We start from the raw sequence: 26416 nt of genomic DNA, 5'->3' as shown, positions 1-26416 counted from the left end.
AAGAAGCGGATCGAACGGTACATCGACTACTATAACAATGAACGCATCAAACAAAAATTGGCCGGCATGAGCCCGGTACAATACCGGACGCATGCCAGCCAATTAGCTGCATAACGAAAACTCTAACTTTAAGGGGTCACTACCTATCAGACCGCACCCATCACGGTGGGTATATGGCTGTATGCCTTGGGGTGTTTTTTATGGCTCTGGCATTAACTGATAAAGCTGCAGTGAAACGGCAGGAAAAATACAATCTGGAGCGTAAAGCGATAGAACGGCAACGAATGGCCATGGAGTCATTAAAGCACGCCAATGAACGGAAAGATGAGCTGCTTGCGATAACATCACATAGCTTAAGGACGCCTTTATATGGAATGATCGGCATTGCGGAATCGCTGCAGGAAATGTCAGCCGGCAGAGTTTCACAGACAATGTCCCATCAGCTTGGCACAATCATTTCAAGCGGAAAGAAATTGGCTCATATGATTAACGATATTCTGGATTTCTCAAAGCTGAAACAAAATGCTTTAGATATTCATGTAGAGCCGGTTAATTTATCCGATGTCGTAGAAGCGGTAATAACAGTATGTGCTCCGCTAGTAAAAGATAAAGATCTTGTACTTTACCAAACGATCTCCGACAGTATTCCTTCAGTAATTGCTGATCCTGATCGTGTTCAGCAAATATTATTCAATCTGGTGGGAAATTCCATCAAATATACGCAGACCGGAGAAATCGTGGTGTCTGCTCAAAAAGCCGGGAAACAAGTGAAAATTTCTGTAAGAGATACGGGAAAAGGAATACAGCAAGATAAAATCCAGACATTATTCGAACCTTATCACCAAGAAGAAACTGAAGCGGGAACAACAAGTGGAGTTGGTATTGGTTTAAACATTTCAAAACGGTTAGTTGAGCTCCAAGGCGGCTGGCTGGAGGTGGAATCAGAGGTAGGCGCCGGGTCTACATTCAGTTTTACGCTTCCAATCTATATAAAAGAAGAGCTGGAAGAAACCGAAGCCCATAAAGATGTGATCGTTGAAGAGTTATCAACCGAAGAATTGGCTAATTCCCTGATGCAGCGAAGATTCGACAGAAAGCAGATGAGAATTCTGGTCGTTGATCATGAAGATATCAATAGACAGATGGTGACTTACCAGCTCATGAGGGAAGGATTTGAAGTGACAGGAGTTACAGAAGGCAAAGGGGCTCTGCAGCTTCTCGAGGAGCAGCCCATCGATATGGTCATACTGGAATGGGAATTAGCCGACATGACAGGTGATGAATTATGCCGGAATATACGGAAAAACTTTACATTGACTGAGTTGCCTATACTAATGTTGTCAAAAGAAGAAGGGCTTCAGCATAAAACAAATGCCTTTACTGCGGGAGCTAATGATTATTTAGTAAAACCTTGCGATAAAGAAGAGTTCTTATTGCGTGTAGAGACACTTGCGAACTTACGAAGCTTGACACAGGAAATTACAAACATAAATTACTTTCTTGAACGCAATATTAAAGAACGGACCATGGCGCTGGAAATCACCAATATGAACCTGGTGACAGTCAATGATGAGATTCAGGAAATCGAGAAATCCCGAAATGAAATGTTATCAACAATTTCCCATGAATTAGGAACTCCGATCACTTTGATCCATAGTTATATCCAAGCGGTCAAAGAAAGTTTAATTGATGAAAAGAACCCTAGATATTTGGATATGATCCATAATAAGTTATTGCTGTTGGAACGGCTAACGGAAGACTTGGTAGAGCTATCGAAATACAAATCGGGCAATATGACATTGAGATTCGAGCAAGTGACGTTAGGAAGTTGGTTGCAGCGCCTGATTATGGGAATGGAATCGGATGTAACACAAAGTGGCCGTATTTTTGAACATCATAAAGGCAAGCATGAACCTTGGGAAGGTCAGATGATTTTATCCATTGACGTGGATCGGATTGATCAAGTTTTTTCGAATGTTTTATGGAATGCTGTTAAACACACTTCTTCAATAGATGGGAAGATTACAGTTTCAGCCGAGGTTTATACGCATGAGAAAGAAGATACAGTGCTCAATTTGGAAGAATTTGATGGTGAAGTGATCATTAAAGTAGCTGATACGGGAAGCGGTATTGATAAAGATATCTTGCCCCATATTTTTGACCGTTTTTTCAAAATGGATGCATCAACAAAACATAAAGGCAGCGGGTTAGGACTCGCGATTGCAAAAGAAATTATTCTCTCGCATAAAGGCGAGATTTGGGCGGAAAGCGAAGTAGGGAAAGGAAGTGTTTTCTATATTGCACTGCCGCTGAATTTCTAATTATTTTAGGAGGTATATCATGAGTGAAGCAACAGTACTTGTCGTCGAAGATGAAGAAGGCATCCGCGAACTGATTCGATTGTTCCTGATAAAAAAGGGATATCGGGTGATTGATGCCGAAGATGGCTATGAAGCGATGGACTTGCTGGCTAAAGAAAATCCGGACCTTATTTTGCTTGACATTGAAATGCCAGGAATGAATGGATTGGAGGTATGTGAACAAATCCGTATGCAAACAAAATTGCCCATCCTTTTCGTCAGTTACCGGAAGGAATTATCTTATAAAATCCAAGGCCTCGAAGTTGGAGGAGATGATTACATCACAAAACCTTTTGATTTCAATGAATTAGAAGCACGCATCCGGGCCATCCTCAGAAGAAATGGCTGGACAAACGGTGAAGAAGATAAGCTGGCAATTTTGCAGTATAACAATATTAAGATTCATATTGATGCCAGGGAATTGTATATAGACGACAAGCCTGTCCGCCTTTACCATAAGGAATTCCAGCTTCTTTTGCTGCTTGCCCAAAATCCGAACCGAGTATGGACTGCTGAGCAATTGTATGACCGTGTTTGGGGATATTATTCCGAAGGTGACATCCAGACAGTAAAAGTCCATATCAGCAATTTGCGAAGGAAAGTGGAAAGAGATCCGGCTAATCCGATTCATATTAGGACAGTCAGAGGATTTGGCTATAAATTTGCAACTGAATAATTCTGCCTAAAAGAAAACTCTCCTCCTTTTGTTTATAAGACAAAAGGAGGGGAGTTTATTTTTTTATAGAAAAAATATTTCAATAATTAAAACTATTTAACTTCTTTTTAACCTAATCTCTTTAGTATTAGGTCAAATGATTGAGAATGATAAAGGAGGAACAGAACATGGTTGAGAACAATTTTAAAATATCCAATGAACAGCAACTGGGAAATCTGGAAAAGCAGACAGTGTTCAAACGGCCTGCAGAAATGAGCACTGCAGGTCCAGATAGTACTTCGATTGGGCTCACTGAAAATATTGCCGGTTCACTTGCTTATTTATTCGGCTTTTTCTCGGGTTTCGTTTTTCTTTTGATTGAAAGGGAAAATCGATTTGTCCGATTTCATGCATTTCAATCCATTTATTTATCTATTGTCTTTTTTACCGTTTTTACAGTTCTAGGCATGCTTCCAATGATTGGCTGGCTGTCAGGGGTAATTCTATCGCCAATCGGCTTAGTGCTCTGGATCATTTTAATGTTAAACGCCTATAACGGAAAATACTCGAAAATAGTTTATATCGGCCAATTTGCTGAAAAGCAATTGCATTAAAAGCAGTTCAAAATCACTTAGAAATAGAGGTGTAAGGCATGGAAAGTACGTTCAATATTAAAGAATTTTTACAAGTTTTACGGAAGCGGCTTCCGCTGATCCTTATTGTGACGTTATTATTTGTCGCATTAAGCGGAGTTGTTAGCTATACAATGATGAAACCGGTTTATCAGGCATCCACACAAATTCTCGTTAACCAGAGAGTGACAAATCCGCTGCAAGCGAGTGAACAGCTAAATATTGATGCCAATCTTCAATTGGTCGAAACTTATAACATCATTATTAAAAGCCCAGCTATATTGACGGAAGTAATTGAAGAGCTGGAATTGAATGAGTCAGTTTCCCAATTGAATGAAAACATCACAGTCTCAAGTGCAGAGAATTCTCAAATTCTCACTTTGGATGTAGAAGATGCGTCTATGGAAAGAGCGGTTCTGATTGCTAATACCACTGCTTCGGTATTCCAGGCGAAAATCAAGAGCTTGATGAATGTCGACAACGTCAATATTTTGGCACCTGCATTCGTGCCGATTGATCCTGAACCGGTAAAGCCGGATCCAATGTTCAATATGGCAATTGGGGCAGTCATCGGTTTCATGCTAGGCACGGGCTTTGCCATTTTATTGGATCAAATGAATACGACCATTCGGAAAGAAGAAGATATTGAAGAAATTGTAGGCCTTCAAGTGCTTGGAATCGTCAGCACAGTGAAAGGCGGAAAAGAATTTAAAAGATTGACAAATATTAACGAGAAGAAGGAGTTGATAGCTGATGTGGACACAGAGAAAATCAAAGCGGTCAGCAACCCGAAAATTGGTGGGTCATACTAAACCGCAGTCCTTGGTAACTGAACAATACCGGACCATCCGGACAAACATTAACTTTTCCTTGCCTAGTGAGGATATGCAGACCATCCTGTTTACTTCCGCTGCAAAAGAAGAAGGAAAATCAACTACTTCCTGCAATATGGCCATTGTCTACGCAGAAGCAGGCAAGAGAGTGCTCCTGGTCGATGCGGATATGAGACGGCCCACGCTGCATCATTCGTTCCAACTCAGCAATAAAATCGGATTATCAAATTTGCTGTTGAAAAAAGGGAGATTGCAGGACACCGTCAAAAGAAGCGGTGTGGTGGGGCTGGATCTCCTATTATGCGGCCAGATTCCTTCAAATCCGGCAGAACTGCTCAGTACGCCTGTACTGGACAGCTTATTGGAAGAAATGAAAGCCAGATATGATTTGATCATTATTGATTCGCCGCCTTTACTGGCAGTGACAGATTCTAAAATCCTGGCGAATAAATGCGATGGGACCGTGCTGGTAGTAAATACGGGAAAAACGGAAAAAGACAGTGTCAAAAAAGCCAGAGATGCACTCGTTACTTCGAGAGCACTTATCCTGGGTGTGGTCATGAATAACTATCAGCTCAACAAAGACAATTACTATTACCATAATTACAGCAATTAAAGGCGTTTCCAAAATGAAAGATGAGATGGGGTAATTCAATTGACGATAAAGAAAAGATTCATTTCATTATTCTTCATTGACTCACTGATCCTTCTTTCCTCCATTTATGCTTGTTATTTGTTTCTGTATCCATATGCGAGCGTTCTGTCCAATGAGATGCTTTTCATCAGTACAGTAACGCTTTTCATCGCATATCATTCATTTGCCTGGCATTTCGGTTTATACCGCAAAGTTTGGTCTTATGCCTCTGTCGATGAATTAAAGTCGATTGTGACGGCAGTATCATTGACCATATTTGTTGCAATGATCATGCAGTATGCGTATTCAAGCCAGCTATATGTGAGAACATTGATGCTTTCATGGATGCTGCTAATTTTCTTTATCGGAACTTCCCGGATTTCATTGCGGATCCTGCAGGAAGGAAAAATTAAGAAAAAAGCGGTAATGACGAGTCGCACCATGGTCGTTGGTGCTGGCCAGGCAGGAAGAATGATTGCACGGCATATGAGGCATAATCCAGAGTGGGGGAAAAACCCAGTCATCTTTGCAGATGATGACCGAACTCAATGGGGTCTTGAAATTAATGGAATTGAAGTGGTAGGGGCCCTTGATAAGATCCCGGAATTCGTAGTAGATCATCGAATCGATCAGATTGTCATTGCCATTCCTTCATTAACTAAAAAAGAAATGGCTGAACTGACAAAAATGTGCATCGATACAGGTGCTAAAACACAGACGCTTCCACGCATTGAGGATTTAATGACCGGAAAAATCAAAGTGAGCGATATCCGTGACGTGAAAATTGAAGACTTGCTTGGACGTGAGGAAGTCAAGCTGGATATGGCTGCTATTGAAGAACAAGTGAAAGGGAAAACGGTCATGGTAACTGGTGCGGGAGGCTCAATCGGTTCTGAAATATGCCGGCAAATTTCAAATTTCAATCCAGCCCGCATTCTTTTATTAGGCCATGGCGAAAACTCCATTTATACAATTGACATGGAACTCCGCCGAAAGTTGCCTAAAGCCATTGAAATCATTCCAATTATTGCGGATGTCCAAGATCGGGAACGCATTTTTCAAGTCGTCAATAAATTCCGTCCGGATATGATTTACCATGCAGCAGCCCACAAACACGTGCCACTTATGGAAGCAAATCCGCTGGAAGCTGTGAAAAACAATGTGTTCGGCACCAAAAATATCGCGGAAGCTGCCGATAAGTATGGAGTCGGAAGCTTTGTTATGATTTCAACTGATAAAGCAGTTAACCCGCCGAACATCATGGGAGCGACCAAGCGGTTTGCCGAAATGATTGTCCAGAATTTAGCCATTAACAGCAAGACCACTTTTTCTGCAGTCCGATTCGGAAATGTATTGGGTTCAAGAGGCAGTGTTGTGCCGTTGTTTAAGGAGCAGATTGCCAAAGGCGGACCTGTAACCGTCACTGATGCGGAAATGACACGTTATTTCATGACGATTCCTGAAGCTTCTCGCCTTGTTATCCAAGCCGGACTGCTGGCTTCTGGAGGAGAAGTGTTTGTTTTGGATATGGGGGAACCGGTTAAAATTGTCGACTTGGCCCGTAACTTGATTAAATTATCCGGATACGAAGAAAACGAAATTAAAATACAGTTCACTGGTATGCGCCCTGGCGAAAAACTTTATGAAGAGCTGTTGGACGCCAGTGAAATTCAAGAAGAGAAGATTTTCCCGAAAATATATATCGGCAAATCCACTCCGATCAGCCAAGTTGAAATGCTCAAGATTATCAAGCAGCTGCCGGAGATGGACGCTGAAGAAACAAAGGCCGTCTTGATAAGGCTTGCAAACCGCAAACGCCAGGAACCGGAATGGCAAGAAAATTGGAATGTTGAAGCGAAAGGTGAATTTGCTTGACGCTTAGATCTGAACAAACTGCATGGCAATTTACTATCACTTAAAGGAGGAAGTGCGAATGCGTGATTTGACTATGAAAATATACGACAATTCGCCTATCTACTTCCAAAACCTTTTAACAAGCGTTGAGGGATATAGAAAAACCAAAAAGAGATATGGAAATATTTATTTTAAGTATTTGAAGAAACTGGGCCATCGTGATTATTCAGACGAGAAATATGAACAAGAGTATCAACAGGCGGAAATACAGAAACTGCTCAAGCATGCCTGCGGTAAAAGCCCTTTTTATCGTGAATTTTACAGAGGAATTGATATTGAATCTATCCAGAGCGTAGAAGATTTAAAGAAACTGCCGATTCTGGAGAAAGAGATGCTCCACGACAATATCAACTCGATGTATACACTTCCCGAAAGTTCAGCATTGGTTAGCCAAACACTGGATTCGGCGGGCATCCCATTGAAGTTTCTTCTGACAAAAGAAGATGTACAAAAGTATATGGCTTTTCTCGACTTTTTCAAAAAGCAGCATGGTGTCATTAATTTGGAAATGAAGCGTGCAACATTCAGTACTGAGCGCTTCATTCCCAAGAGACAGCAAAAAAAGGTTTTTTGGCGAGACAATTATTATATTAAACAACGTCTGTATTCCACTTTTTACTGCAATGAACAAAATTTAAAGGCATTTGTGGAGAATTTGGACGATTACAAGCCGGATTTTATAGATGGTGTGCCATCGGCAATTTATGAAGTTGCCAAATACATCAACCGAAATCATATCATTTTATCGTTTAAGCCGGTTGCTGTTTTTTCAACAATTGAGGCGCTTTCAACGGCCTATCGAAAAGAAATCGAAGAGGCTTTCGATTGCCCGCTTCGCATTCATTATGCTTCTTTAGAAGGTGCGCCTTTTATTACAGAATGTATAAAAGGTAACCTCCATTACAATTTGAGATCCGGTGTGATTGAAACGACAGAGAACCAAGAAATGGTGGTCACCAGTTTCAATACATATGGTACACCGCTGATTCGGTATAACATCGGTGAGCGGATTGAAATGCCTAAAGAAAAGCAGCGATGTGAATGTGGCAGTGCTCATCCAGTTCTAAAAGAGATAAAAGGAAAGAAAGAAGACTATCTTCAATCGAAAAGCAAAGGGAAATTTACTGCATTATATATGTCGATGGTCAGCAGTAAATTTTCAGCCAATATAAAGAAAATTCAATATATCCAAAGTTCCCAAGATGTAATCGATGTGATGATTGAAGCCGCTGAAAGTTATACGAATGCGGTAACTTCCATCATTTACGAAGAAATGGAATATATTTTCGGTGAAGATATGAAATTCAATATCCGGATTGTTGAAGAAATTCCATTACAGCCAAACAAAAAACATAGACTGGTCATCAATAACATAACTTAATGAAAGATTATTATTTGAATGATCATTGAAGGAGTGGAAGCGATTCAATGAATCTTTTGTGTGACAGTATTTTAATGGATGCATTAAACATTCTCCAGCCTATGAAAAACGAAATGCCAAAATATGATGAGGTGGTTAAACGATGAAGATTCTCCCTATAGATCATGGCAAGCAGACCGATATTTTTCTGACTGCTATTGAGAAGAAAGAAAGAATCTTACTGTCAGCTCCTCATATGACTGGCAATGAGATGAACTACATCAATGAAGCATTTGAAACCAACTGGGTTGCGCCAATAGGACCGAATGTGGATAAATTTGAAGAAGAATTAGCTGCTTATGTAGGAACGGCTGGCGGAGCAGCACTTAGTTCCGGGACTGCCGCGATTCATTTAGCGCTCAGCTTGTTGGAGGTTGGAAAAGGGGATCGGGTATTTTGCTCAACTCTGACTTTCGTAGCGAGTGCCAATCCTATCTTATATGTAGGAGCTGAACCGGTTTTCATCGATTCGGAAGAAGAAACCTGGAATATGTCTCCAAGCGCTTTGCGTAAAGCTTTTCAAGCGGCAGAAAAGGAAAAGCGTTTGCCGAAAGCCGTTATTGTTGTCAATATATATGGGCAAAGCGCAAAAATGGATGAGCTGCTGGCTATTTGTGAAGCGTATGGAGTGCCGATTATTGAAGATGCAGCTGAATCGCTTGGGTCATTATACAAAGGCAAAAAAAGCGGCACAATCGGCAAATTTGGCATATTTTCTTTTAACGGCAATAAAATCATTACGGCATCCAGTGGAGGGATGCTCGTCTCTAATGATACCAAAGCTTTAGAAAAAGCACGGTTTTTAGGGGCGCAGGCCAAAGATCCGGCACCTTTCTACAAACATCATGTTGTCGGCTATAATTACCGAATGAGCAACATACTTGCTGGAATTGGACGGGCACAGCTAGAGGCCATTGAAAATCGTGTCAGCACCAGAAGAAAAGTATTTGAGCGTTATGTTGAAGGGTTAAAAGATATTGCAGCCATCAAATTCCAACCCGAGCTCGAAGAAACTTATTCCAATCGCTGGCTGAGTGTCATGACGCTCGACCCGGAACTGACTATTATAACTCCTGAAATGATTAAGCAAGCATTAGCTGCTGAAAACATAGAATCCCGCAATGTATGGAATCCATTGCATCAGCAGGAATTGTTCAAAGATGCGCAGTTTTTTGCTCATGACGGGGAAGAAGTGGTCAGTGAAAAGATATTCCGGGAAGGATTATGTCTTCCTTCTGGTTCAAATATGACAGAAGCTCAACAAAAGCGGGTCATTGAAGTAATCAAAGGTTTGTTTATCCAGCATTAAGCAATATGTAAAGGCCAATCTTCTTTAGATAGGCCTTTTTGTTTTGTAGCAGAATTTTACCCCTTTACTTCATTAAATGCTAAGATAAGAAAAGGTATTTTGATTCGTTTCTAAGTATTATCAAGTGAGGAGAAAAAGAATGGCGGACATTTTAAAACAATTTCCTGCCGCAGCATTTATTCCTGGATTACTGATTTGTTTAACGGTAATGATAGCAGGAATTTACGGCGCTGATTTCATCGGATTTCTTTTGTTGACGGCCGGCATTTTGCCTGAAGGAAGCGTCAGCCCCGTTTCAGGGATATTTGTGGCAATTTTAATTGGAATTATTATACGGAACACGACCGGTCTTCATGAAATGTTTTTAAAAGGCATCAGTTTTGCAGTGAAATACGCATTGCGGGCCGGTATTATTTTACTGGGCTTGCGATTGAGTTTAACGGAAGCATTAAAGCTGGGTGCTTGGGGGGTGCCGCTGATTGTGGCATGTATTTCGGTCGGGCTGTTTGTCACTTTGTTTTTCACAAATAAGTTGAATCAGTCGAACCGACTGGGTACATTAATTGCGACAGGCACTGGGATTTGTGGCGTGACCGCCATCATGGCGACAGCGCCGGTAATCAAAGCGAAAGAAAACGAGATTTCATATGCGGTTGCCAACATTACTATTTTCGGATTGCTGGGTATGCTGTTTTATCCTTATCTGGCCCATGCTTTTTTTCCGGATGAGCCGATAAAAGCCGGGTTGTTTTTAGGAACCGCTATTCATGATACGGCACAAGTAACGGGCGCCGCACTTATTTATGATCAAACGTATGACTCGGATACGGTAGTGGATGTTGCGACTATTACCAAATTGACCCGCAACTTATTCATCATTGCCGTCATTCCTTTTGTTTCTTTCCTGTTTTTCAGAAATGGCAACAAGAACGGTCAGAAAACAAAGCTGCCGAAATGGTATAAACTGTTCCCATTGTTCATTCTTGGCTTCTTCTTATTATCACTGTTGCGTACGATTGGAGACGCTACTGTTTCTTCCACTGGACAGGCGTTTAATCTATTCAGCCCGCAAGCCTGGGAAGACTTTTATGGTTTTTGGAGTTCGTTCGGCTCTACTTATATGTTGGGATTAGCGATGGCAGGGGTAGGTTTAAGTACAAATTTGAAGATTTTTAAGGGTCTCGGCATCACACCATTTTATATTGGGTTAATTGCTGCTTTGTCGGTTGGCGGCGTTAGCCTGCTTCTAATTTCCTTGTTTGGTGATTTAATCAACGTATAAGACTTACGCTTCCCGCAATTAGCGGGAAGCTTTTCTGGCTGTTGAGAAACACGTATGTTCTTCTGTCATTGCGCTCCAGGGCGGACGCTTTCCGAGGGGTGTGGCCCTGAGCCTCCTCAGTCGCTGGCGAAAACCGTGTGCTCCTGCATCGCTGCGCTAACTTCGTCGCAAATGAGTTGGGCAAACTGCTTTTGCCCAACTCATTCCCTGCGGGGTCTCAGGGCTCACATCACTTCGCTGCTTCGTCGCAAAGACTTAGCCTCGTAGGCGTCGGCTAATGTCTTGCCCGCGGCAAGCGCAGCTGGTTGGCGGAATATCGGTTAAGGAATAAGGGTTAATACAAATTTCAATTTTCTCAACAAGCTACAAAGCTTCTCGCATTAGCGGGAAGCTTTTTTTGATTTTCAGGAAAACAGCTACAAAATACCATTTTAAATAAACAGAAAATTCGATGCTATTATCGTGTTACTTAGATATAATAATTTAAAAGAAAAGGAGGTATTATTAGATGGCGCATATAAGTGACTCTTTAAAATCTATAGAACGCATTATCAATGAACGGGAAGAAGAATATTTGAAGACATTATACAAGCTGCTCCGGATTGAAAGTGTCAGTGCTGAAAATAGAGGAATCGATGAAGCCTGCAATATGCTGCTAGAGCTGATGATAAATACAGGAATCAAAACGAAGATTATGCCTTCAGCAGGAAATCCTTTTATCTATGGTGAAATCATCCAAGATCCGGAAGCTTTTACTTTATTGATTTACGGCCATTATGATGTACAGCCCCCAGATCCTGTTGAAGAATGGCTGTCACCTCCTTTTGAACCCACTATACGAGACGGAAAGATTTATTGCCGAGGTGTCGGGGACAATAAAGGTCAGCTGATGGCCCAGCTATTGGCAATTAAGAGTTATCAAGATGTTGAAGGGAAACTTCCAATCAATATAAAATTTTTGTTTGAAGGCGAAGAAGAAGTTAGCAGTCCAAACCTGGCGGCTTTTGTAGCAGAAAACAAAGAGATGCTGAGAGCTGATCTGGTTTATACTTCAGATGGTCCAAAACACGACAGTGGTGCCCCATTGGTTCTTTTGGGCGTGCGGGGAATCTCCTATATTGAATTCACGGCAAAAGGCGCAGACTGGGATAACCATTCTGGCAACAAAGGAAATATTGTTCCGAATCCGGCATGGAAGATCATCGATTTATTGAATACGATGCGTGATTCAGATGGCCATATTTTAATTGAAGGTTTTTATGACAATATCCGCCCTATTACTGAAAAGGAAGAAGCATTGATCCGAAGTCTGCCATTTGATCGGGAAAGTATCGCGAATCAGATCGGCTATACCGGCTTTAACATGGACAAAGAAGAGTATTACCGAAAAATGACCTTGGAACCGACTTTTAATATCGCAGGTTTTACAAGTGGATATGGTGGCAAAGGTTCCAAGACCATCATTCCTTCCAAAGCAGTACTTAAAATGGATATCCGGCTGGTTGTTGACCAAGATCCCGATGACATCTACCGGAAAATTGAAGCGCACGTAAAAAAGCATGCACCGGATATTTCAGTGAAGAACCTCGGCGGCATGAAACCTTCCCGGACTTCGGCTGATCTTGAAATTGTGGATGTAGTAAAAATGGCGGTTCACAATGCGTTCAGGCAAGAGCCTGTTATGCAGCCGAGCATGGGTGGCAGTTTGCCGGATTATGTATGGACTGATGTACTGAATACACCATCACTTATTGTGCCGTATGCAAATTTCGATGAAGCCAACCATTCACCCAATGAAAAAATGGGCATCATTGATTTTATCAACGGCATCAAATGCACCTGCCATGTCATTGAAGCGATTGGGAAGAAAGAGAAATTCATGCATTCTCCATCCCCACCTCCCCTCTAGAGCAGGTGTCTTGCTGATGATTAATGCAGGATAAATCATAGCTTGATTTCATCAACAAAAAGAATTGAATTGGCAGCTGACATAATACAAATCTGAAAGTATAACTGTCTTATTTATAGGCTGTTGAATTACGCACCATGTTAATCCTCCTGAAGAGCGGGTATAAGTAAAAGAGAACAAAGGAGGCGGCCTTGCATGGAAATAATGGCAGAAAGAGATTTATTGAAAGACGATTATGGCAATTATTATATGGTCTCTAATGTAAGCGGGGATTCCTTGACTGTAGTGAATGCTGCTTTATATTATGCATTTAATGAAATGCTTGATGAATCATTAGTAGCCAAAGTGAAGGAACAATATCCGAATGAGGTAGCATGCGGTAAATATTTTGCCGATCAAGTAGAGGCGCATATTGAAAAGCTTGAAAGCGGAAAGCTGCCAGGCGGAATTTATGCTATTGAAGAAGTAAAGCAACAATATAAATTGCACGTCAAGCCTATTTATGATGAGTCCTTTCATGTATAAAAAATGCCATTCCGGAAGAATAATTCTTCCGGAATGGCATTTTCTTTTGATCTATATACATTTTCCAAAGCCTCTCGAGCATATAAAAGAAGTGTTTCCTCAATATCAGAAATGACATTAAGCGGTTGTTGTTCTTGGAAAAATTAATATTGCCAATAAGCCCTATAACTTTCTGCTTCCTGCCTTTATATGTGAAACGGCTGACAACGAATCACGTCTAATTCAAAAAGGAGAGATTCAAATGAAACGGCTACGGAAAGCGGGAATTCTTATCTTTTTATTGATGCTGTCTGCTTGTGGCTCTGAGCCTGTGATGCCGGAAGTGGGGACTCCTGAGCCTGAGACGGAAATACCGCAAGAAATGGAGAAGTCTGAAGGTGAAAAGGCAGCAGCAGAGGAACCGGATGCAAACCCGAAAGATCTCTATGCGTATTTCATGGAAGACGGCACGACGGCAAAGTTTAAAGGAGAAGGAAATGAATTTGCGGCAATTACGCTTCGCACCGAATATTTGGAAGAAGATCATGTAGCTGTTTACGAGGATAATGGTGGAACTGTAACATTGCGGGTTTATCGGCTTCAGGAAAATAGAATCGATTTAGTTAAAGAAGAGCCGGAGTATTATGAGGATTATCAGCCGACGACAGAAGAACTACAGTCACTGGAACCGATTGCGCTGTTTCTGGAAGTTCCAATAGAAATAGGGGATAAAGTCAAAGGAATGACCGTCATCGAAACTGACGCCCAAGTAGAAACACCATACCGCTCTTTTGAAGAAGCGATTCTACTGGAAAGCACCAGCGAAGAAGGTGCCTTGCTTCGGACATATCTCGTCAAAGGATTTGGGGAAGTGAAACGGGAATTTCGGATGGGTGAAGGAGAGGAAGAGTTTATCGTGACCTCTTCTTTGGAATCAATCGAATAGTCTAGTAAGCAGTTTGCCCATGTGTTGAGTGCATGGGCGTTTTTCGTTTTAAGATTGAATGAAATGAATGATTGGAGAAAGGAGTGACAAAGCAATTCAATCCGTAGAGTTTCTTAATCTCTGCTGAATATTAATTAATAAATCGAAAGTGCAGAGAAAGCTATTAATTTATTAATTTGCTGGGTATAGTTCGTTATACATATAAAAAAGAAGTGCGAACTATGGAGAAGCTTTCGATTTTAGGCTGTGGTACGATGGGGCATTCTATCGCATTGTCGGCCGCCTGGGCTGGGCATTCGGTAAAAGTTTATGGCATTAATGAAAAAGACCTTGAAAATGCAGGGAAAGGGCTGCGCAATAAACTCAGGGTCATGATTGAAAATGGCTTATTTGACGAAAGAGAAGCTGAACGAATAAAAGATCGTATCCATTTTTCAATGTCTCTTGCGGATGTGGTTAAGGACGCTACGTATATCATTGAAGTAATTCCTGAAATATTTGAATTGAAAAAAGCGATGTATAAAAAGCTTGAAGGAATGGCAGGGGAAGAAGTCATTATCGCAAGCAACACTTCCGGCTTTAAGCCGAGTTTATTGGCTGAAGATATGCAGCATCCGAACCGCTTTATCGTGACCCATTTCTGGAACCCTGGCCATTTGATTCCTTTAGTGGAAGTAGTCAAAGGAAAATATACTGACGACACAACGGTGGTGCGCACCATGGATGTACTGACTGCTATGAATAAAAAACCGATTTTATTGAACAAGGAATTGCCGGGTTTTATTGGAAATCGTCTGCAGTATGCATTGTTCCGGGAAGCACAGGACTTGCTCGATTCAGGGGTTGCCACAAAAGAAGACATCGATGCTGCAGTGACATATAGCATTGGGAGACGTCAGCCGGTAACCGGACCACTGATGACAGCGGATATGGGCGGATTGGATGTATTTTCTGCCATTTCGGATTATTTGTTCGAAGATCTTTAGAAAGCGCAGCGTTCTGGAGAGGTACTGACAAAATTGGTGGAAGAAAAGAAATTCGGAGATAAAAATGGTGAAGGTTTTTATAAATGGGATCCGGAAGTATCTGAGAAAATCAATGCTAAACGAGAACAGACACTCATTCATTTCCTGAAAAATGATATGAAATCTGCTGGAGAAAATGAATAATGAGTACTGGCAAAACCGAATAAGAAAAATAGAAAGTAATTATCAGAGACCGCTACACTGAAAGTGAAAGAGGTACCTGTCTTTGAAATGAATTGAACAAATTCGAGGAGAAGTCCTGAACACTGTTGCCTTAGAAATGCTTGATCGATATGGAAGGAACCACTGATATAGCTATTTGTAATGTTAATAAAAGTGGCTTGAGGAATGGATGGCCAATCTATATTTTAGATGGGACTATATGGGGCAGTAAGGATTTGGGAAGGAAGCGGCTTAGAAAGCGCTTCCTTTTTTCTTGCTCTCAGTCGAAAGACTGAATTGTAATACCAATAGCCGAAAAAGGGTTTCTTTTTTCAGAAAACTCTTTATAATGAACAATTATGAACAAAGGGAGATGAGGCAATGTCGAACCTAAAAAACGATTCTTTACATTTGCACCGACAACATCAAGGGAAATTGGAAGTCCGATCAAAAGTAGCGGTGAAGAATGAACGCGATTTAAGCTTAGCCTATTCTCCCGGAGTAGCTGAACCGTGCAAGGAAATTGCACAAGACCGCAGTAAAGTATATGACTATACGATGAAAGGCAACACTGTGGCCGTTGTCACTGATGGAACTGCCGTTCTTGGACTTGGAAATATTGGCCCTGAAGCGTCATTGCCGGTGATGGAAGGAAAGGCTGTATTGTTCAAAGAGTTTGCTGGTGTGGACGCTTTCCCGATTTGCTTGAATACTACCGATGCTGAAACAATTATTCAAACCGTCAAATTGCTGGAACCCGGTTTTGGCGGGGTGAACTTAGAAGATATTTCCGCTCCGACATGTTTTATTGTTGAAGAGCGTTTGAAAGCAGAAATGGGCATTCCGGTGTTCCATGACGATCAGCATGGAACAGCAATTGTTACATTAGCTGGTTTGATCAACGCTCTAAAATTAGTCGGAAAAAATATTTCAGAAACAAAAATAGTCGTCAACGGAGCAGGCGCTGCTGGCATAGCGGTGGTTAAGCTATTGAGAAAGTTCGGCTGCAGCCAGCTGATCATGTGTGACACCAAAGGAGCTATTTTTGAAGGGCGGACCTACGGCATGAATCCGTTCAAGGAAAAAGTTGCAGAAAACACCAATACGGAACGCATTGAAGGATTACTGAGCGAAGTGATCAAAGGTGCAGATGTCTTTATCGGGGTTTCAGCAGAAGGTGCTCTTACCCAGGACATGGTGCGCAGTATGGCTCAAGATTCCATCATTTTCGCAATGGCCAATCCAAATCCGGAAATCCTGCCGCATTTGGCGAAAGAGGCAGGGGCTCGTGTAGTGGGAACTGGCCGCTCTGATTTCCCGAATCAAGTCAATAATGTATTGGCATTCCCAGGGATTTTCAGAGGTGCATTGGACGTTCAGGCAAGTGCAATCAATGATGAAATGAAAGTTGCGGCTGTACATGCGATTGCCAGTTTGATTGAGGATAAGGCAATCCATGATGATTACGTGATTCCGGCTCCATTCGATCTGCGGGTAGCACCAGCAGTGGCAGAAGCTGTTGCAAAAGCAGCAGTGGAAACAGGTGTAGCAAAATACGCATCTGTGCAGGAAAATCAGTCAGTTGAAGTTGCGACCGGGTCAGGCAGTTAACATATATATAGAAGAAAGCCGTTCAATCTAATCGATTGAACGGCTTTTTTGTTGGACAAGAGGAGAAAAGTTGCTATTTATCGTATAGACGATGTGATTCCGGCAGATTCCCGGACTTTCTGCAATGCTTGTTCCAAGTCTTCCAGTAAATCATCGGTATGTTCCAATCCGACTGACAGGCGCAATAATCCGTCTGTAATGCCCCGCTTTTCACGTTCTTCTCTCGGCATAGAGGCATGGGACATCGTCGCTGGATACGATAAAATCGACTCGACTGCGCCTAAGCTGACAGCGAAGATGGGAATGCGCAAGCTCTCAACAAACGTCCAGGCAGCTGCTTTATCTGCCAAGCGAAATGACAGGACTGCTCCTGCACCTGAGGCTTGCCGTTCATGGATCGGGTAGCCCGGATGGAAACGAAAACCCGGATAAAAAACTTCTTCAATTACCGGATGGCTGTGCAGATAATCGGCGATGATGCGAGCTGAAGCGGCTGACTGCTTGAGCCGGGCCCCCAAAGTTTTAATGCCTTGGATCAAGTTATAGGAATCCTGTGCTCCTAAAACAGAACCGAATGTGTTTTGAATAAACCCAAGCCGGTCGCCCAGTTCCACATCTTTTGTAACGGCAAGCCCTGCAATGATATCACTGTGTCCAGAAAGGAATTTCGTCGCACTATGAAGGACAAGGTCTGCTCCGAGGTCCAGCGGATTTTGATAAAGCGGCGTCATGAAGGTATTGTCGACAAATGTCAGGCAATCGTTGGCTTTTGCCAGTTTTGCGGCAATTTCAATATCGGTGATGTTCATGACTGGATTAGAAGGTGTCTCAATATAAATCACTTTAGTATTTGGCCGGATTGCTTCAGCCATTTTACTTAAATCGGTCATATTGACAAACGTGTAATCGATTTGGAATTTGTTCAGCACTTCTGTAACAAAACGGTAAGTGCCGCCGTAGACGTCTTCAGACACCAATACATGATCGCCTGCAGAAAGAAGCATGAACGCGGAAGAGATGGCGGACATGCCGGAAGCGAACGCAAAACCGCGTGTGCCATTTTCCAGTTTGGCGATTGTTTCTTCCAGCTTTAAGCGCGTCGGGTTTCCTGAACGGCTATAATCGAAAGGACCAAATTCATCAAAGCTTGGCTGGTGAAAGGTCGAAGACAAGTATATAGGCACATTTACTGCACCGGTTCGCCGGTCAACTCCGGTTGAATGGATAAATTGAGTTTCCAAATGATCGGTCATAAGTGACAAACCTCCTCTTCAAATTTGGCGAAAGCCTAAGGGAAATCGATGATTAAAACTTCGCCATCTTTTTAATAAAAACAGGGGCTTTCTTCAAAAAAGAAGAAAGCCCCTGTTCAGGAACACAATCTTCTCATCTTTTAGGCGAATGCCTATTGGAATTAGCACCGTGGCCGCGAGGCTGGTTGCTGAGACATCATAGGGCCAAATCCCTCCGTCTCTCTTGATAAGAAATTAAATATGAAGTTATACGCTGTTCGATATTTCAAAGTTTAGAGCAATTCGAATAGAAGTGCAAGGGAAAAGTGAAAATTATCAAAAAATGACTTTGAACCGAAAGGGAGTTCGGCAACAGTGCATTTCTTTTAATTCGAATAGCGAAAGGTTATAATTAGCAATATCAATCATTAAAAGGGGAATGTGGATGTATATTGTGACGTCAACAGTAGAAGTGCCAGAAGAAAAGACAAAGGATCTCATAAAAATATATCAAAATCGTTCCCGGCGGGTGGACCAGGCCGAAGGCTTTCATCAGTTTCGCCTGATTCAGAACACTAAAAAGTTAAATGAATTGACGGTGCATTTGGAATGGCATTCAAAAGAAGCTTATTTGAAATGGGTCCGAAGCAATGAATTCAAAGAAATCCATGAACTTGAAAAACATTATCCGGACAAGGCATTAGCAGGAATCGTGCCGAAAGTCCGGCAATACGAGGTCGTCGCCGAATGAACAAAGCTATTAAAGATCAAATCGCCTTGGAAACAGCCACAAGCATTTATGAAGCGTATCCAAGCCTTTGGGAACGGTTCGGTGAACAGGGCTTCCAGCATACCGAGAAAGACAATCATCATCATTTGGATCATCTCGAAACAGCTTATGAACTGGAAGACAAACAAGTATTTTTAGATTACAGCCGCTGGCTGGAAACGGTATTGAACAGCCGCAATGTGGAAACAGCACTCATCATTGATAATTTTGAACGGCTCATTAAGATTCTTCCAGGAAAAACGGAAAAACTTGAAGAAAACTTTATGCTGGATTGCCTTCGGCAAGCAAATAAATTACTTTCTAAATCGTAGCAAAAGGAGGTTGAGGAGATAATGCAGCCAACCCAACTAGCGGAATTGTTTCTGCAAGGGGAAGATATGGAAGCATTGCGCCAGATTCAATCTTTTCTTGAAAGCCATAGCCGAAAAGAATTGTTCGACCAATTACTGACGCCGGCGATGTATCATGTCGGCACGTTATGGGAAAACAATGAAATCACAGTTGCCGATGAACATTTGGCTACCGCAATCTGCGATTTCGTGGTATCTGCTGTAGAAAATAGAAAACTGGCAGAAAGCGGCGGGGAAAGAAAAGTCATGGTATTGGGGCCAGAAGGAGAAGACCATTATATCGGATTGAAGATGGTGGCATCTCTGTTCCGGGAATATGGCTGGTCGGTCCAATATATGGGACCGAATCTGCCACTGCCGCATGCTTTGGAAGCAGCAGAAAAATGGAAACCTGACGTCATTGCTTTGTCGGCAGCGCTAGCTTACAGATTGCCTTTATTGAAAACCTACGTAAATGAATTTTTGGCATTGAAGTTCCAGCCGGCTGTTCTGGTCGGCGGACGTGCAGTCAATATTTCGAATTCGAATTCTTTAAGAAACAGCGGGGCAATGGTGGTAAGAGACTTAAACCAATTAGAACTTTGGATCAAGACGGGAGAGAAGCCTGAAAATGACTACGAAATCTCAATTTAATGGTTTGCCGCTCCCGGCATTTAAAGTGAACAATGAATTATCTGTAGTTGACTACTCTATTGAAGCATATGAATTATTTGGAGAATGCCGCAAATTCACAGATATCGTTGATGCAGATAGTTTGCAAAAAGCTCGGACTTTGCTGAGTTCCGAACCCCTTCAGCCTAAATTTGAACTGAATTTCGTCTCTAACAAAGGCGATTTATTTTTAGCGGATGTTTATGGCAATTGGAGTGATCCGACCTTTCTTTCTCTTATCATTGTGCCGAAGGACAATCAGCTGGAACGTGTTTCGGGCCAATTGGCCAAACTTCGGGAAAGACTTCGGGAAACGGATTATGATCTTTTTCAGGAAAAAGAACGAACGCTGGAATTGCTTCAAAAAGTGAGGGAATTATCTGCACCATGCATCCAGTTGGATACACAACGGCTGCTCATTCCCTTATTTGGCGATTTGACTGAAGAACAGGTATTGGCATTTACGCCACGCTTGCTGGTGCGCATTTATGAAACCCAGGCTGACACTGTCATTTTTGATTTGACGGCAATGGGAAAGGTTACCGATGACGGACTGCGCCATTTGGATTCCCTTCTTCAATCTTTCAGCTTGATGGGCACATCCAGCATCTTTACAGGAGTCAAACCGGAACATGCAAAGCGGCTGCATCTCATGCGCACAAAGCTGCCGATGTGTTTTGTTTCTTCCTTGCAAGAAGTGCTGTCTTCCGATAGAGGGCATAGCAAAAGCTGACTCTTTTCGCGAGAGTCAGCTTTTTTGTATGGCTTATTCCATGAGCGGATAAGATGTATTTATTTGGAAAAACCGATACAATATGAAGGACAAGGAGTGAAGACGAATGCACATAAAGAAATTCAAAGATATTCCTCTATCCGTATTGGATTTAGCACCGATCAACGAAGGCAGCGATGCATCCCAGTCGTTCCGCAATAGTGTCGAGCTCGCGCAGCATGCTGAAAAATGGGGGTTCAACCGGTATTGGCTTGCTGAGCATCATAATATGCCCGGAATCGGCAGTTCGGCCACTTCCGTATTAATTGGCCATATAGCCGGCGCGACTCAAAAAATACGGATCGGTTCGGGCGGGATCATGCTGCCAAACCACGCACCGCTTGTCATTGCGGAACAATTCGGGACGCTAGAAGCGATGTACCCGGGCCGCATCGACTTAGGATTGGGACGGGCTCCAGGCAGTGATCAGGCTACGGCTTATGCGCTTCGCCGTACGCTGCAAAGCAGCGGCGACGATTTTCCGCAGCAAGTGGCAGAGCTGGAAAACTATTTTTCCGACAAACCCGTAGGACGGGTGCGTTCTTATCCAGGAACGGGACTTCATGTGCCTATCTGGCTTCTTGGGTCAAGCGGCTTTAGTGCACAGCTGGCTGCCATCAAAGGATTGCCATTCTCATTCGCCAGTCATTTTGCACCTGACTTCACCATGCAGGCGCTGCAGTTATATCATCAGAACTTCAAGCCTTCTTCAGTATGGAAAGAGCCTTATGCCATGGTCGGCGTCAACGTTATTGCAGCAGATACACAGGAGCGGGCGGAGTGGCTGGCAACTTCAAGCCAGCAGCAAATGTTCAATTTGATGAGAGGCATGCCTACTGTTTTTACGCCGCCAATCGACGATTTGGAGGAAGTCTGGACTGACCGGGAAATCGCTATCTTCAAAGAAAAAATGGCGACAGAGTCCATGATTGTTGGCACACCGGATGTGGTGCTTGAAAAACTTCAGAACTTTGCCAATAAAACACGTGCCAATGAAATTATCATCAATTCACAGATTTTCCATCAAAAAGACCGCTTGCGATCTTATGAAATTGTTGCGGAGCTGATGGAATAGAATTTTTTCCCCTTAAAGCCCTTGGTGGCTTTAAGGGGTTTTTTACAAAATAAATCCGCCTCCTTTTTCAAAGAGGCGGTGAACGTGAAGAACTTTAATGAAGATTTTGTGCTTTCTTTTCTTCACTTTTTACTTCTTCGACTGCGTCGTCTTCTTCCACAAATGAAAAATCAGGTGCTCCTTCACCAACCATGTTCAGCGATGCAAAATAATCTTCATCAAATTGTCGGCGCTCAACTTCTTGCGGGTCCACACGTCTGCGGTCCATACTGATTACCTCCTTAGTTTTGATAAAAAAGTATGTGAAAAGAAGGACACATCTATACATCTTCATTATACAGATTATTCAGTTATATTTGAAGCGAACATGCTTAATGTTCAAAGGTTGGTGCAGAAAGAAAAAACCCGCTAAAGGAAAACTTTAGCGGATTGCCTATTATTCCAGAGCGGCTTTCGAATTCAGTACCATGGATTCGAAAAATAAAGAAGGGGCGGTTTTATTCCACTCCGCTGATACCGGGTCTTCTATTCGTTCTTCATCCAGGCTATAGGCCATTTGGGTGCGAAGATCTTCCGTTTGTTTAATTTTGGCCATCGGCCCTTCAGGAGTCAGCCAGTTGAGCTGCTGGCGCCGATTGTTCAAGGTGAAATCAATCCACTGATCTTCCTTGGCCGCTGTTTCAAATAACGGAGTTTCCGCTATCATAAACCATGTTTCAGTTTGATAATTAGGGGGCAGCCAAAAATTCTTTCTTAAAGCACCTTCTTCCATCGTCAAGTCCGGAATTTCATGACGCAATTCCTGAACTTCCGTTCCATTGCCAAGCGTTAAGCTCCTTGAGACATATAAATTTCCTTGCAGTATTTCACCAGTGGCCATTTTGATCGTACCAAAAGGATTTACCGTTGGGTCTACTCCGTACACTTCATCTTCTTGATGATTCACGGGTTCTGGATTCCACGTTTTAACTTCAGCTCCTGAAAGCCCGTTCGTATTCAGTGATACGGCATAAGGCATCCAGCTCGTATTGTCCAGTTGTTCAAAAATGATTTTTACGCCATTATCGAGTGTTCTTTCAACGAGTGTATATGTCCCGATCGGCAATCCCAACAAAGTAAGTTCATGGGAACGAATCGAATCTTTGCCTTGTTCAGTTACAGCAGGCTCAGACAAAGTGAAAAAAGTCGGCTTTTCTACCGTTAATGTGATACTTCCTTGTGAATAAACTTCCTGTTCGTTTTTCAAATACATCATGCCCGTAAATAAAACAAGCCCCATGAAAAACACCACGGCTACTAAAAGAATGATCTTTCTAAACAATTATTCCACCTCTACTATTTCATAGTGCTTTGATTATATCATGCAGATGGGGAAGAAAAGGAGCGGATATATGAGCATCGAATGAACGATGAAGGGGAGCTGCTCGTAAACGTGTTAAAAGCCCAAAGTTGCCCGTAAAACAGCTAAAGTCGCTCGAATGCCAAACAAAGTTGCTCCTAAATAAAAAGCGCCTTAAAGGCGCTTTTTCATAACACTTTTTCTAAAAAGTCTCTTGCACGTTCAGTTTGGGGACTGTTGAAAAACTCCACCGGCTGGCCTTCTTCAACCAGAACACCATGATCAAGGAAAATCACACGGTCAGCGACTTCGCGGGCAAAGCCCATTTCGTGGGTCACAACCGCCATGGTCATTCCGGATTTTGCCAAGTCTTTCATGACATCGAGAACTTCTTTCACCATCTCGGGGTCCAAAGCGGAAGTCGGTTCGTCAAACAGCATCAAATCCGGTTCCATCGCCAAGGCACGTGCAATGGCAACTCGCTGCTTCTGTCCACCCGACAAACTGCTTGGATAAGCTTTTTCTTTCTCAGATAAGCCGACACGCTTCAGTAAAGTGCGCGCTTTTTCCTGTGCCATTTCTTTTCGTTCGCCTTTGACTTTCATTGGAGCATAAGTCAGATTTTCAAGCACTGTCAAATGCGGGAACAAGTGGAAATGCTGAAAGACCATTCCGATATGCTGACGGATTTTTTGGACGTCTTTTTTCGGTCCGGTCAAATCTTGGCCATTGACAACAATGGTGCCGGAAGTAGGGATCTCAAGCATATTTAAACAACGCAGAAATGTTGACTTGCCTGAACCTGATGGGCCAATGATGGAAACCACTTCGCCTTTTTTTATCTCTGTGGAGATGTCTTTCAGTACTTCGTTATTGCCGAATTTTTTATACAAATGTTCCACTTTAATCACTTTGCTTCAGCCTCCGTTCAAACATTCTGCCGATGACCGTCAAGCCCATGACCAGGCACCAGTAAATCACCCCGACGAATAATAGCGGTTCAAAGTTACGGAACAAATCAGATCCAACGACTTGCGCGCGGCGCATTAAATCGAGATAACCGATTGTCGAAACAATCGCGGATTCTTTTGTCAGCGTGATAAATTCATTCATTAAAGCAGGGAGAATATTCTTCAACGCCTGTGGCAGAATGATGTCTGTCATCATTGCCCGGTAAGGAACGCCAAGAGCTTGGGCAGCTTCCATCTGTCCTTTATCAACAGCCTGGATACCAGCACGGATTATCTCCGAAATATATGCAGAGGAGTTTAACCCGAATGCCAGGATTGCCGAAAGAAAAGGCGAGATATCATAGCCGGTCAGCTGCGGAATGGAATAATAAATGATCATTAATTGCAAAATCAGCGGAGTACCCCGGAATACTGAGGTATACGCATCGGCAAACCAGCGTAAAGACTTGATGGAGCCAATTTTGAATAATGCCAGGATCGTTCCGAGAATTGAACCAAGGATGATGGCAAAAAATACGAATTTTAAAGTGACCCATATTCCTTCCAGCATGAAAGGGATATAAGGAACAATCTGCGAAAAGTCCAAGTTCATAGTTTACAACTCATTTCTATAAAAAAGATTTATGCCGCTAAGATCAATGTGGAAGAATAAAGATTGAGTGGAGAACGAGGTCCCCACTCAATGAAGTTTTCTTATTATTTATACTTAAACGGACAGTGGTTAAATTAATGCTCAAGCGGAAAAGAGATTCCTTACTCGAGTATGATTTTTTATTCTTCTATTTTCCATTTCTTTTTCAATTCAGCGAGTTCACCGCTTGTTTCCATTTCTTCAAGGACAGCATTAACATCATCAACGAGCTCGCTGCCTTTCGGGAAGGCGACAGCCATTCCCGGCGAAGAAGTTGTCGGATCATCGAATGCATCAAGGTCCTGGGCTTCGATATAGCCTTTTGCTACTTGTTTGTCCATGTAAGCAGCATCGATGCGGTTAGACAGGATTTCCTGGATCAATGCGCCCGAATCGTCTAATGCTTTAATTTCAAAATTGACGCCTTCTTCTTTCACAATAGCATTTGCGCCTTCTTCTTGGATTGTGCCAAGCTGAACGCCGACTGTTTTGCCTTCCAAGTCTTCAAGAGTCTTGATGTCAGACCCTTTCGCAGTTAAGAACATTTCGCCCGAATGGTTGTATTCAGTAGAAAAATCAACGTTCTTTCTGCGCTCTTCTGTTGCAGACATTCCCGCGATGACCATATCTACACGGTCATTTTGCAAAGCACCGATCAATCCATCAAATTTCATGTCGGTGATATTCAGTTCATAGCCAAGCTCTTCTGCAATGCGGTTGGCAAGGTCGATGTCAAAGCCCACAATTTCCCCTTCTGGATTTCGTGATTCAAATGGAGGGAATTCTGCAGAAGTTCCCATATCCAGCACTTTCGCCTCTTCTTCTGAACCGCCTGAATTGCCGTTTTGTGGTGATTCGCTTCCACATGCGCTTAGCAATAAAGCTGCTGAAGCAAAAAATGCAAACATAGTATGTTTCTTTATCATTTAAAGTTCCTCCTAATATCTTGTGGATAATTATTCAACTAAATGAATTTTAACAAACAAAAAGTACTTTGGAAAGTGTTTTTATAAGTATTAATGAATAATAATGAATTTTAATTTTTCTGTATATTATTATATGATGATTAGAACCGAGAGTCACTAAAAATTTAAGAACCACGGCGGATTGGATGGAACTTTAGGTTTTACAGTAAAAAGTGACATAAAAAATAAAAGATGCGGAGAAGGAAGAAGATCTTGAATGAGGAAGGTGGCAATGTATGTATTAGAATAATGTATAATGATTTCGATTTTCAAACACAAATAAAGCAGAAATTCTTAAGAAATACATAATTATTTTCTGCGTCATAAAAACTATCAGATTCCAAGTAATTCAAATTTGAATTTAGTGAATGAAGTAAGGAGTTATATGAATAAATGCACAAACAAAAAAGCGAATCGCTGCTGCGATTCGCTTTTTATTATTTC

At 42.2% G+C, this 26416-nt stretch carries 27 protein-coding genes and 1 riboswitch; of the genes, 21 read left to right on the top strand and 6 right to left on the bottom strand.

Annotation, left to right across the window (positions count from 1 at the left end; translation table 11 throughout):
* From AC3AQ9_RS18180 to ystJ, 16 genes are all read left to right on the top strand, one after another.
* The coding region (locus AC3AQ9_RS18180; RefSeq protein ID WP_488308903.1) for an IS3 family transposase at positions 1-114 on the top strand (114 nt) is incomplete at its 5' end.
* 86 nt (positions 115-200) lie between these two features.
* On the top strand, positions 201-2321 hold the full coding sequence (locus AC3AQ9_RS18175) for an ATP-binding protein (RefSeq protein WP_488308899.1): 2121 nt from the start codon (positions 201-203) through the stop codon (positions 2319-2321).
* Positions 2322-2340: 19 nt separating this feature from the next.
* Complete coding sequence (locus AC3AQ9_RS18170; RefSeq protein ID WP_488308898.1) at positions 2341-3036, top strand: response regulator transcription factor; 696 nt, start codon at positions 2341-2343, stop codon at positions 3034-3036.
* Positions 3037-3203: 167 nt separating this feature from the next.
* Entirely contained in the window at positions 3204-3629 is a 426-nt protein-coding gene (locus AC3AQ9_RS18165; RefSeq protein ID WP_488308897.1) for a DUF4870 domain-containing protein, read from the top strand.
* 38 nt (positions 3630-3667) lie between these two features.
* Positions 3668-4459 (top strand): YveK family protein, encoded by a 792-nt coding sequence (locus tag AC3AQ9_RS18160; protein WP_488308896.1) that lies wholly within the window; start codon positions 3668-3670, stop codon positions 4457-4459.
* Positions 4401-5096, top strand: coding sequence for a CpsD/CapB family tyrosine-protein kinase (locus AC3AQ9_RS18155; protein ID WP_488308895.1), 696 nt, complete (start codon positions 4401-4403; stop codon positions 5094-5096). The genes AC3AQ9_RS18160 and AC3AQ9_RS18155 overlap by 59 nt, the downstream gene beginning before the upstream one ends.
* A 39-nt stretch (positions 5097-5135) precedes the next feature.
* On the top strand, positions 5136-6989 hold the full coding sequence (locus AC3AQ9_RS18150; protein ID WP_488308894.1) for a polysaccharide biosynthesis protein: 1854 nt from the start codon (positions 5136-5138) through the stop codon (positions 6987-6989).
* A gap of 58 nt (positions 6990-7047) precedes the next feature.
* Positions 7048-8409 (top strand): phenylacetate--CoA ligase family protein, encoded by a 1362-nt coding sequence (locus tag AC3AQ9_RS18145; RefSeq protein ID WP_488308893.1) that lies wholly within the window; start codon positions 7048-7050, stop codon positions 8407-8409.
* 142 nt (positions 8410-8551) lie between these two features.
* Entirely contained in the window at positions 8552-9757 is a 1206-nt protein-coding gene (locus AC3AQ9_RS18140) for a DegT/DnrJ/EryC1/StrS family aminotransferase (RefSeq protein ID WP_488308892.1), read from the top strand.
* 139 nt (positions 9758-9896) lie between these two features.
* Positions 9897-11039 (top strand): YeiH family protein, encoded by a 1143-nt coding sequence (locus tag AC3AQ9_RS18135; RefSeq protein WP_488308891.1) that lies wholly within the window; start codon positions 9897-9899, stop codon positions 11037-11039.
* Positions 11040-11547: 508 nt separating this feature from the next.
* Positions 11548-12948 (top strand): M20/M25/M40 family metallo-hydrolase, encoded by a 1401-nt coding sequence (locus AC3AQ9_RS18130; protein WP_488308890.1) that lies wholly within the window; start codon positions 11548-11550, stop codon positions 12946-12948.
* Positions 12949-13143: 195 nt separating this feature from the next.
* Positions 13144-13473 (top strand): hypothetical protein, encoded by a 330-nt coding sequence (locus tag AC3AQ9_RS18125; protein ID WP_488308889.1) that lies wholly within the window; start codon positions 13144-13146, stop codon positions 13471-13473.
* Between the two features lie 241 nt (positions 13474-13714).
* A complete protein-coding gene (locus AC3AQ9_RS18120; protein WP_488308888.1) occupies positions 13715-14398 on the top strand; it encodes a hypothetical protein in 684 nt (227 codons plus the stop codon).
* Between the two features lie 221 nt (positions 14399-14619).
* Positions 14620-15384, top strand: a complete 765-nt coding sequence (locus AC3AQ9_RS18115) for a 3-hydroxyacyl-CoA dehydrogenase family protein (RefSeq protein ID WP_488308887.1) — start codon at positions 14620-14622, stop codon at positions 15382-15384.
* Positions 15385-15420: 36 nt separating this feature from the next.
* Positions 15421-15567, top strand: coding sequence for a hypothetical protein (locus AC3AQ9_RS18110; protein WP_488308886.1), 147 nt, complete (start codon positions 15421-15423; stop codon positions 15565-15567).
* 399 nt (positions 15568-15966) lie between these two features.
* Positions 15967-17196 carry an NADP-dependent malic enzyme gene (gene ystJ, locus AC3AQ9_RS18105; RefSeq protein ID WP_488308885.1) on the top strand — a complete coding sequence of 410 codons (1230 nt, stop codon included), beginning with the start codon at positions 15967-15969 and terminating at the stop codon, positions 17194-17196.
* Positions 17197-17273: 77 nt separating this feature from the next.
* Here the strand turns inward: ystJ and AC3AQ9_RS18100 are convergent, their stop codons facing one another.
* A complete protein-coding gene (locus AC3AQ9_RS18100; RefSeq protein WP_488308884.1) occupies positions 17274-18449 on the bottom strand; it encodes an aminotransferase class I/II-fold pyridoxal phosphate-dependent enzyme in 1176 nt (391 codons plus the stop codon).
* A gap of 130 nt (positions 18450-18579) precedes the next feature.
* A riboswitch (SAM riboswitch) is annotated at positions 18580-18682 on the bottom strand.
* Positions 18683-18873: 191 nt separating this feature from the next.
* On the opposite strand from AC3AQ9_RS18100, the gene AC3AQ9_RS18095 reads away from it, so the two are divergent.
* From AC3AQ9_RS18095 to AC3AQ9_RS18075, 5 genes are all read left to right on the top strand, one after another.
* Positions 18874-19179 (top strand): antibiotic biosynthesis monooxygenase family protein, encoded by a 306-nt coding sequence (locus AC3AQ9_RS18095; protein WP_488308883.1) that lies wholly within the window; start codon positions 18874-18876, stop codon positions 19177-19179.
* The gene (locus AC3AQ9_RS18090) at positions 19176-19529 is read left to right on the top strand and encodes a hypothetical protein (protein WP_488308882.1); all 354 of its coding nucleotides are present in this window, start codon (positions 19176-19178) and stop codon (positions 19527-19529) included. The genes AC3AQ9_RS18095 and AC3AQ9_RS18090 overlap by 4 nt, the downstream gene beginning before the upstream one ends.
* A 21-nt stretch (positions 19530-19550) precedes the next feature.
* Positions 19551-20201, top strand: a complete 651-nt coding sequence (locus tag AC3AQ9_RS18085) for a cobalamin B12-binding domain-containing protein (RefSeq protein WP_488308881.1) — start codon at positions 19551-19553, stop codon at positions 20199-20201.
* A complete protein-coding gene (locus tag AC3AQ9_RS18080) occupies positions 20179-20952 on the top strand; it encodes an STAS domain-containing protein (RefSeq protein WP_488308880.1) in 774 nt (257 codons plus the stop codon). Before AC3AQ9_RS18085 ends, AC3AQ9_RS18080 begins: the two co-directional genes overlap by 23 nt.
* Before the next feature lie 106 nt (positions 20953-21058).
* Positions 21059-22066 (top strand): LLM class flavin-dependent oxidoreductase, encoded by a 1008-nt coding sequence (locus tag AC3AQ9_RS18075; protein ID WP_488308879.1) that lies wholly within the window; start codon positions 21059-21061, stop codon positions 22064-22066.
* A 94-nt stretch (positions 22067-22160) separates the two neighbouring features.
* On the opposite strand, the gene AC3AQ9_RS18070 is transcribed toward AC3AQ9_RS18075, so the two are convergent.
* The 5 genes from AC3AQ9_RS18070 to AC3AQ9_RS18050 all read right to left on the bottom strand — a co-directional run bounded on the left by AC3AQ9_RS18070 (position 22161) and on the right by AC3AQ9_RS18050 (position 25933).
* The gene (locus tag AC3AQ9_RS18070) at positions 22161-22334 is read right to left on the bottom strand and encodes a hypothetical protein (RefSeq protein ID WP_488308878.1); all 174 of its coding nucleotides are present in this window, start codon (positions 22332-22334) and stop codon (positions 22161-22163) included.
* 168 nt (positions 22335-22502) lie between these two features.
* The gene (locus tag AC3AQ9_RS18065; protein WP_488308877.1) at positions 22503-23387 is read right to left on the bottom strand and encodes a hypothetical protein; all 885 of its coding nucleotides are present in this window, start codon (positions 23385-23387) and stop codon (positions 22503-22505) included.
* Positions 23388-23593: 206 nt separating this feature from the next.
* Entirely contained in the window at positions 23594-24316 is a 723-nt protein-coding gene (locus AC3AQ9_RS18060; protein ID WP_488308876.1) for an amino acid ABC transporter ATP-binding protein, read from the bottom strand.
* The gene (locus tag AC3AQ9_RS18055; RefSeq protein ID WP_488308875.1) at positions 24309-24968 is read right to left on the bottom strand and encodes an amino acid ABC transporter permease; all 660 of its coding nucleotides are present in this window, start codon (positions 24966-24968) and stop codon (positions 24309-24311) included. Before AC3AQ9_RS18055 ends, AC3AQ9_RS18060 begins: the two co-directional genes overlap by 8 nt.
* Positions 24969-25147: 179 nt before the next feature.
* The gene (locus AC3AQ9_RS18050; protein WP_488308874.1) at positions 25148-25933 is read right to left on the bottom strand and encodes an ABC transporter substrate-binding protein; all 786 of its coding nucleotides are present in this window, start codon (positions 25931-25933) and stop codon (positions 25148-25150) included.
* Positions 25934-26416: the final 483 nt, after the last annotated feature.

This window comes from Planococcus sp. VCh962, assembly GCF_057748275.1.
The sequence above is the reverse complement of the archived record's forward strand: the minus strand, read 5'-3'. Positions and strand labels throughout refer to the sequence as shown.

Excerpts from the sequence above, each read along its gene's own strand:
- AC3AQ9_RS18160 (WP_488308896.1), top strand. The coding sequence starts at position 3,668 with ATGGAAAGTACGTTCAATATTAAAGAATTTTTACAAGTTTTACGGAAG.
- AC3AQ9_RS18125 (WP_488308889.1), top strand. The coding sequence starts at position 13,144 with ATGGAAATAATGGCAGAAAGAGATTTATTGAAAGACGATTATGGCAAT.
- AC3AQ9_RS18170 (WP_488308898.1), top strand. The coding sequence starts at position 2,341 with ATGAGTGAAGCAACAGTACTTGTCGTCGAAGATGAAGAAGGCATCCGC.
- AC3AQ9_RS18165 (WP_488308897.1), top strand. The coding sequence starts at position 3,204 with ATGGTTGAGAACAATTTTAAAATATCCAATGAACAGCAACTGGGAAAT.
- AC3AQ9_RS18140 (WP_488308892.1), top strand. The coding sequence starts at position 8,552 with ATGAAGATTCTCCCTATAGATCATGGCAAGCAGACCGATATTTTTCTG.
- AC3AQ9_RS18130 (WP_488308890.1), top strand. The coding sequence starts at position 11,548 with ATGGCGCATATAAGTGACTCTTTAAAATCTATAGAACGCATTATCAAT.
- AC3AQ9_RS18055 (WP_488308875.1), bottom strand. The coding sequence starts at position 24,968 with ATGAACTTGGACTTTTCGCAGATTGTTCCTTATATCCCTTTCATGCTG.
- AC3AQ9_RS18075 (WP_488308879.1), top strand. The coding sequence starts at position 21,059 with ATGCACATAAAGAAATTCAAAGATATTCCTCTATCCGTATTGGATTTA.
- AC3AQ9_RS18100 (WP_488308884.1), bottom strand. The coding sequence starts at position 18,449 with ATGACCGATCATTTGGAAACTCAATTTATCCATTCAACCGGAGTTGAC.
- AC3AQ9_RS18155 (WP_488308895.1), top strand. The coding sequence starts at position 4,401 with ATGTGGACACAGAGAAAATCAAAGCGGTCAGCAACCCGAAAATTGGTG.
- AC3AQ9_RS18145 (WP_488308893.1), top strand. The coding sequence starts at position 7,048 with ATGCGTGATTTGACTATGAAAATATACGACAATTCGCCTATCTACTTC.
- AC3AQ9_RS18070 (WP_488308878.1), bottom strand. The coding sequence starts at position 22,334 with ATGGACCGCAGACGTGTGGACCCGCAAGAAGTTGAGCGCCGACAATTT.
- ystJ (WP_488308885.1), top strand. The coding sequence starts at position 15,967 with ATGTCGAACCTAAAAAACGATTCTTTACATTTGCACCGACAACATCAA.
- AC3AQ9_RS18090 (WP_488308882.1), top strand. The coding sequence starts at position 19,176 with ATGAACAAAGCTATTAAAGATCAAATCGCCTTGGAAACAGCCACAAGC.
- AC3AQ9_RS18175 (WP_488308899.1), top strand. The coding sequence starts at position 201 with ATGGCTCTGGCATTAACTGATAAAGCTGCAGTGAAACGGCAGGAAAAA.
- AC3AQ9_RS18120 (WP_488308888.1), top strand. The coding sequence starts at position 13,715 with ATGAAACGGCTACGGAAAGCGGGAATTCTTATCTTTTTATTGATGCTG.
- AC3AQ9_RS18050 (WP_488308874.1), bottom strand. The coding sequence starts at position 25,933 with ATGATAAAGAAACATACTATGTTTGCATTTTTTGCTTCAGCAGCTTTA.
- AC3AQ9_RS18095 (WP_488308883.1), top strand. The coding sequence starts at position 18,874 with ATGTATATTGTGACGTCAACAGTAGAAGTGCCAGAAGAAAAGACAAAG.
- AC3AQ9_RS18135 (WP_488308891.1), top strand. The coding sequence starts at position 9,897 with ATGGCGGACATTTTAAAACAATTTCCTGCCGCAGCATTTATTCCTGGA.
- AC3AQ9_RS18085 (WP_488308881.1), top strand. The coding sequence starts at position 19,551 with ATGCAGCCAACCCAACTAGCGGAATTGTTTCTGCAAGGGGAAGATATG.
- AC3AQ9_RS18115 (WP_488308887.1), top strand. The coding sequence starts at position 14,620 with ATGGAGAAGCTTTCGATTTTAGGCTGTGGTACGATGGGGCATTCTATC.
- AC3AQ9_RS18080 (WP_488308880.1), top strand. The coding sequence starts at position 20,179 with ATGACTACGAAATCTCAATTTAATGGTTTGCCGCTCCCGGCATTTAAA.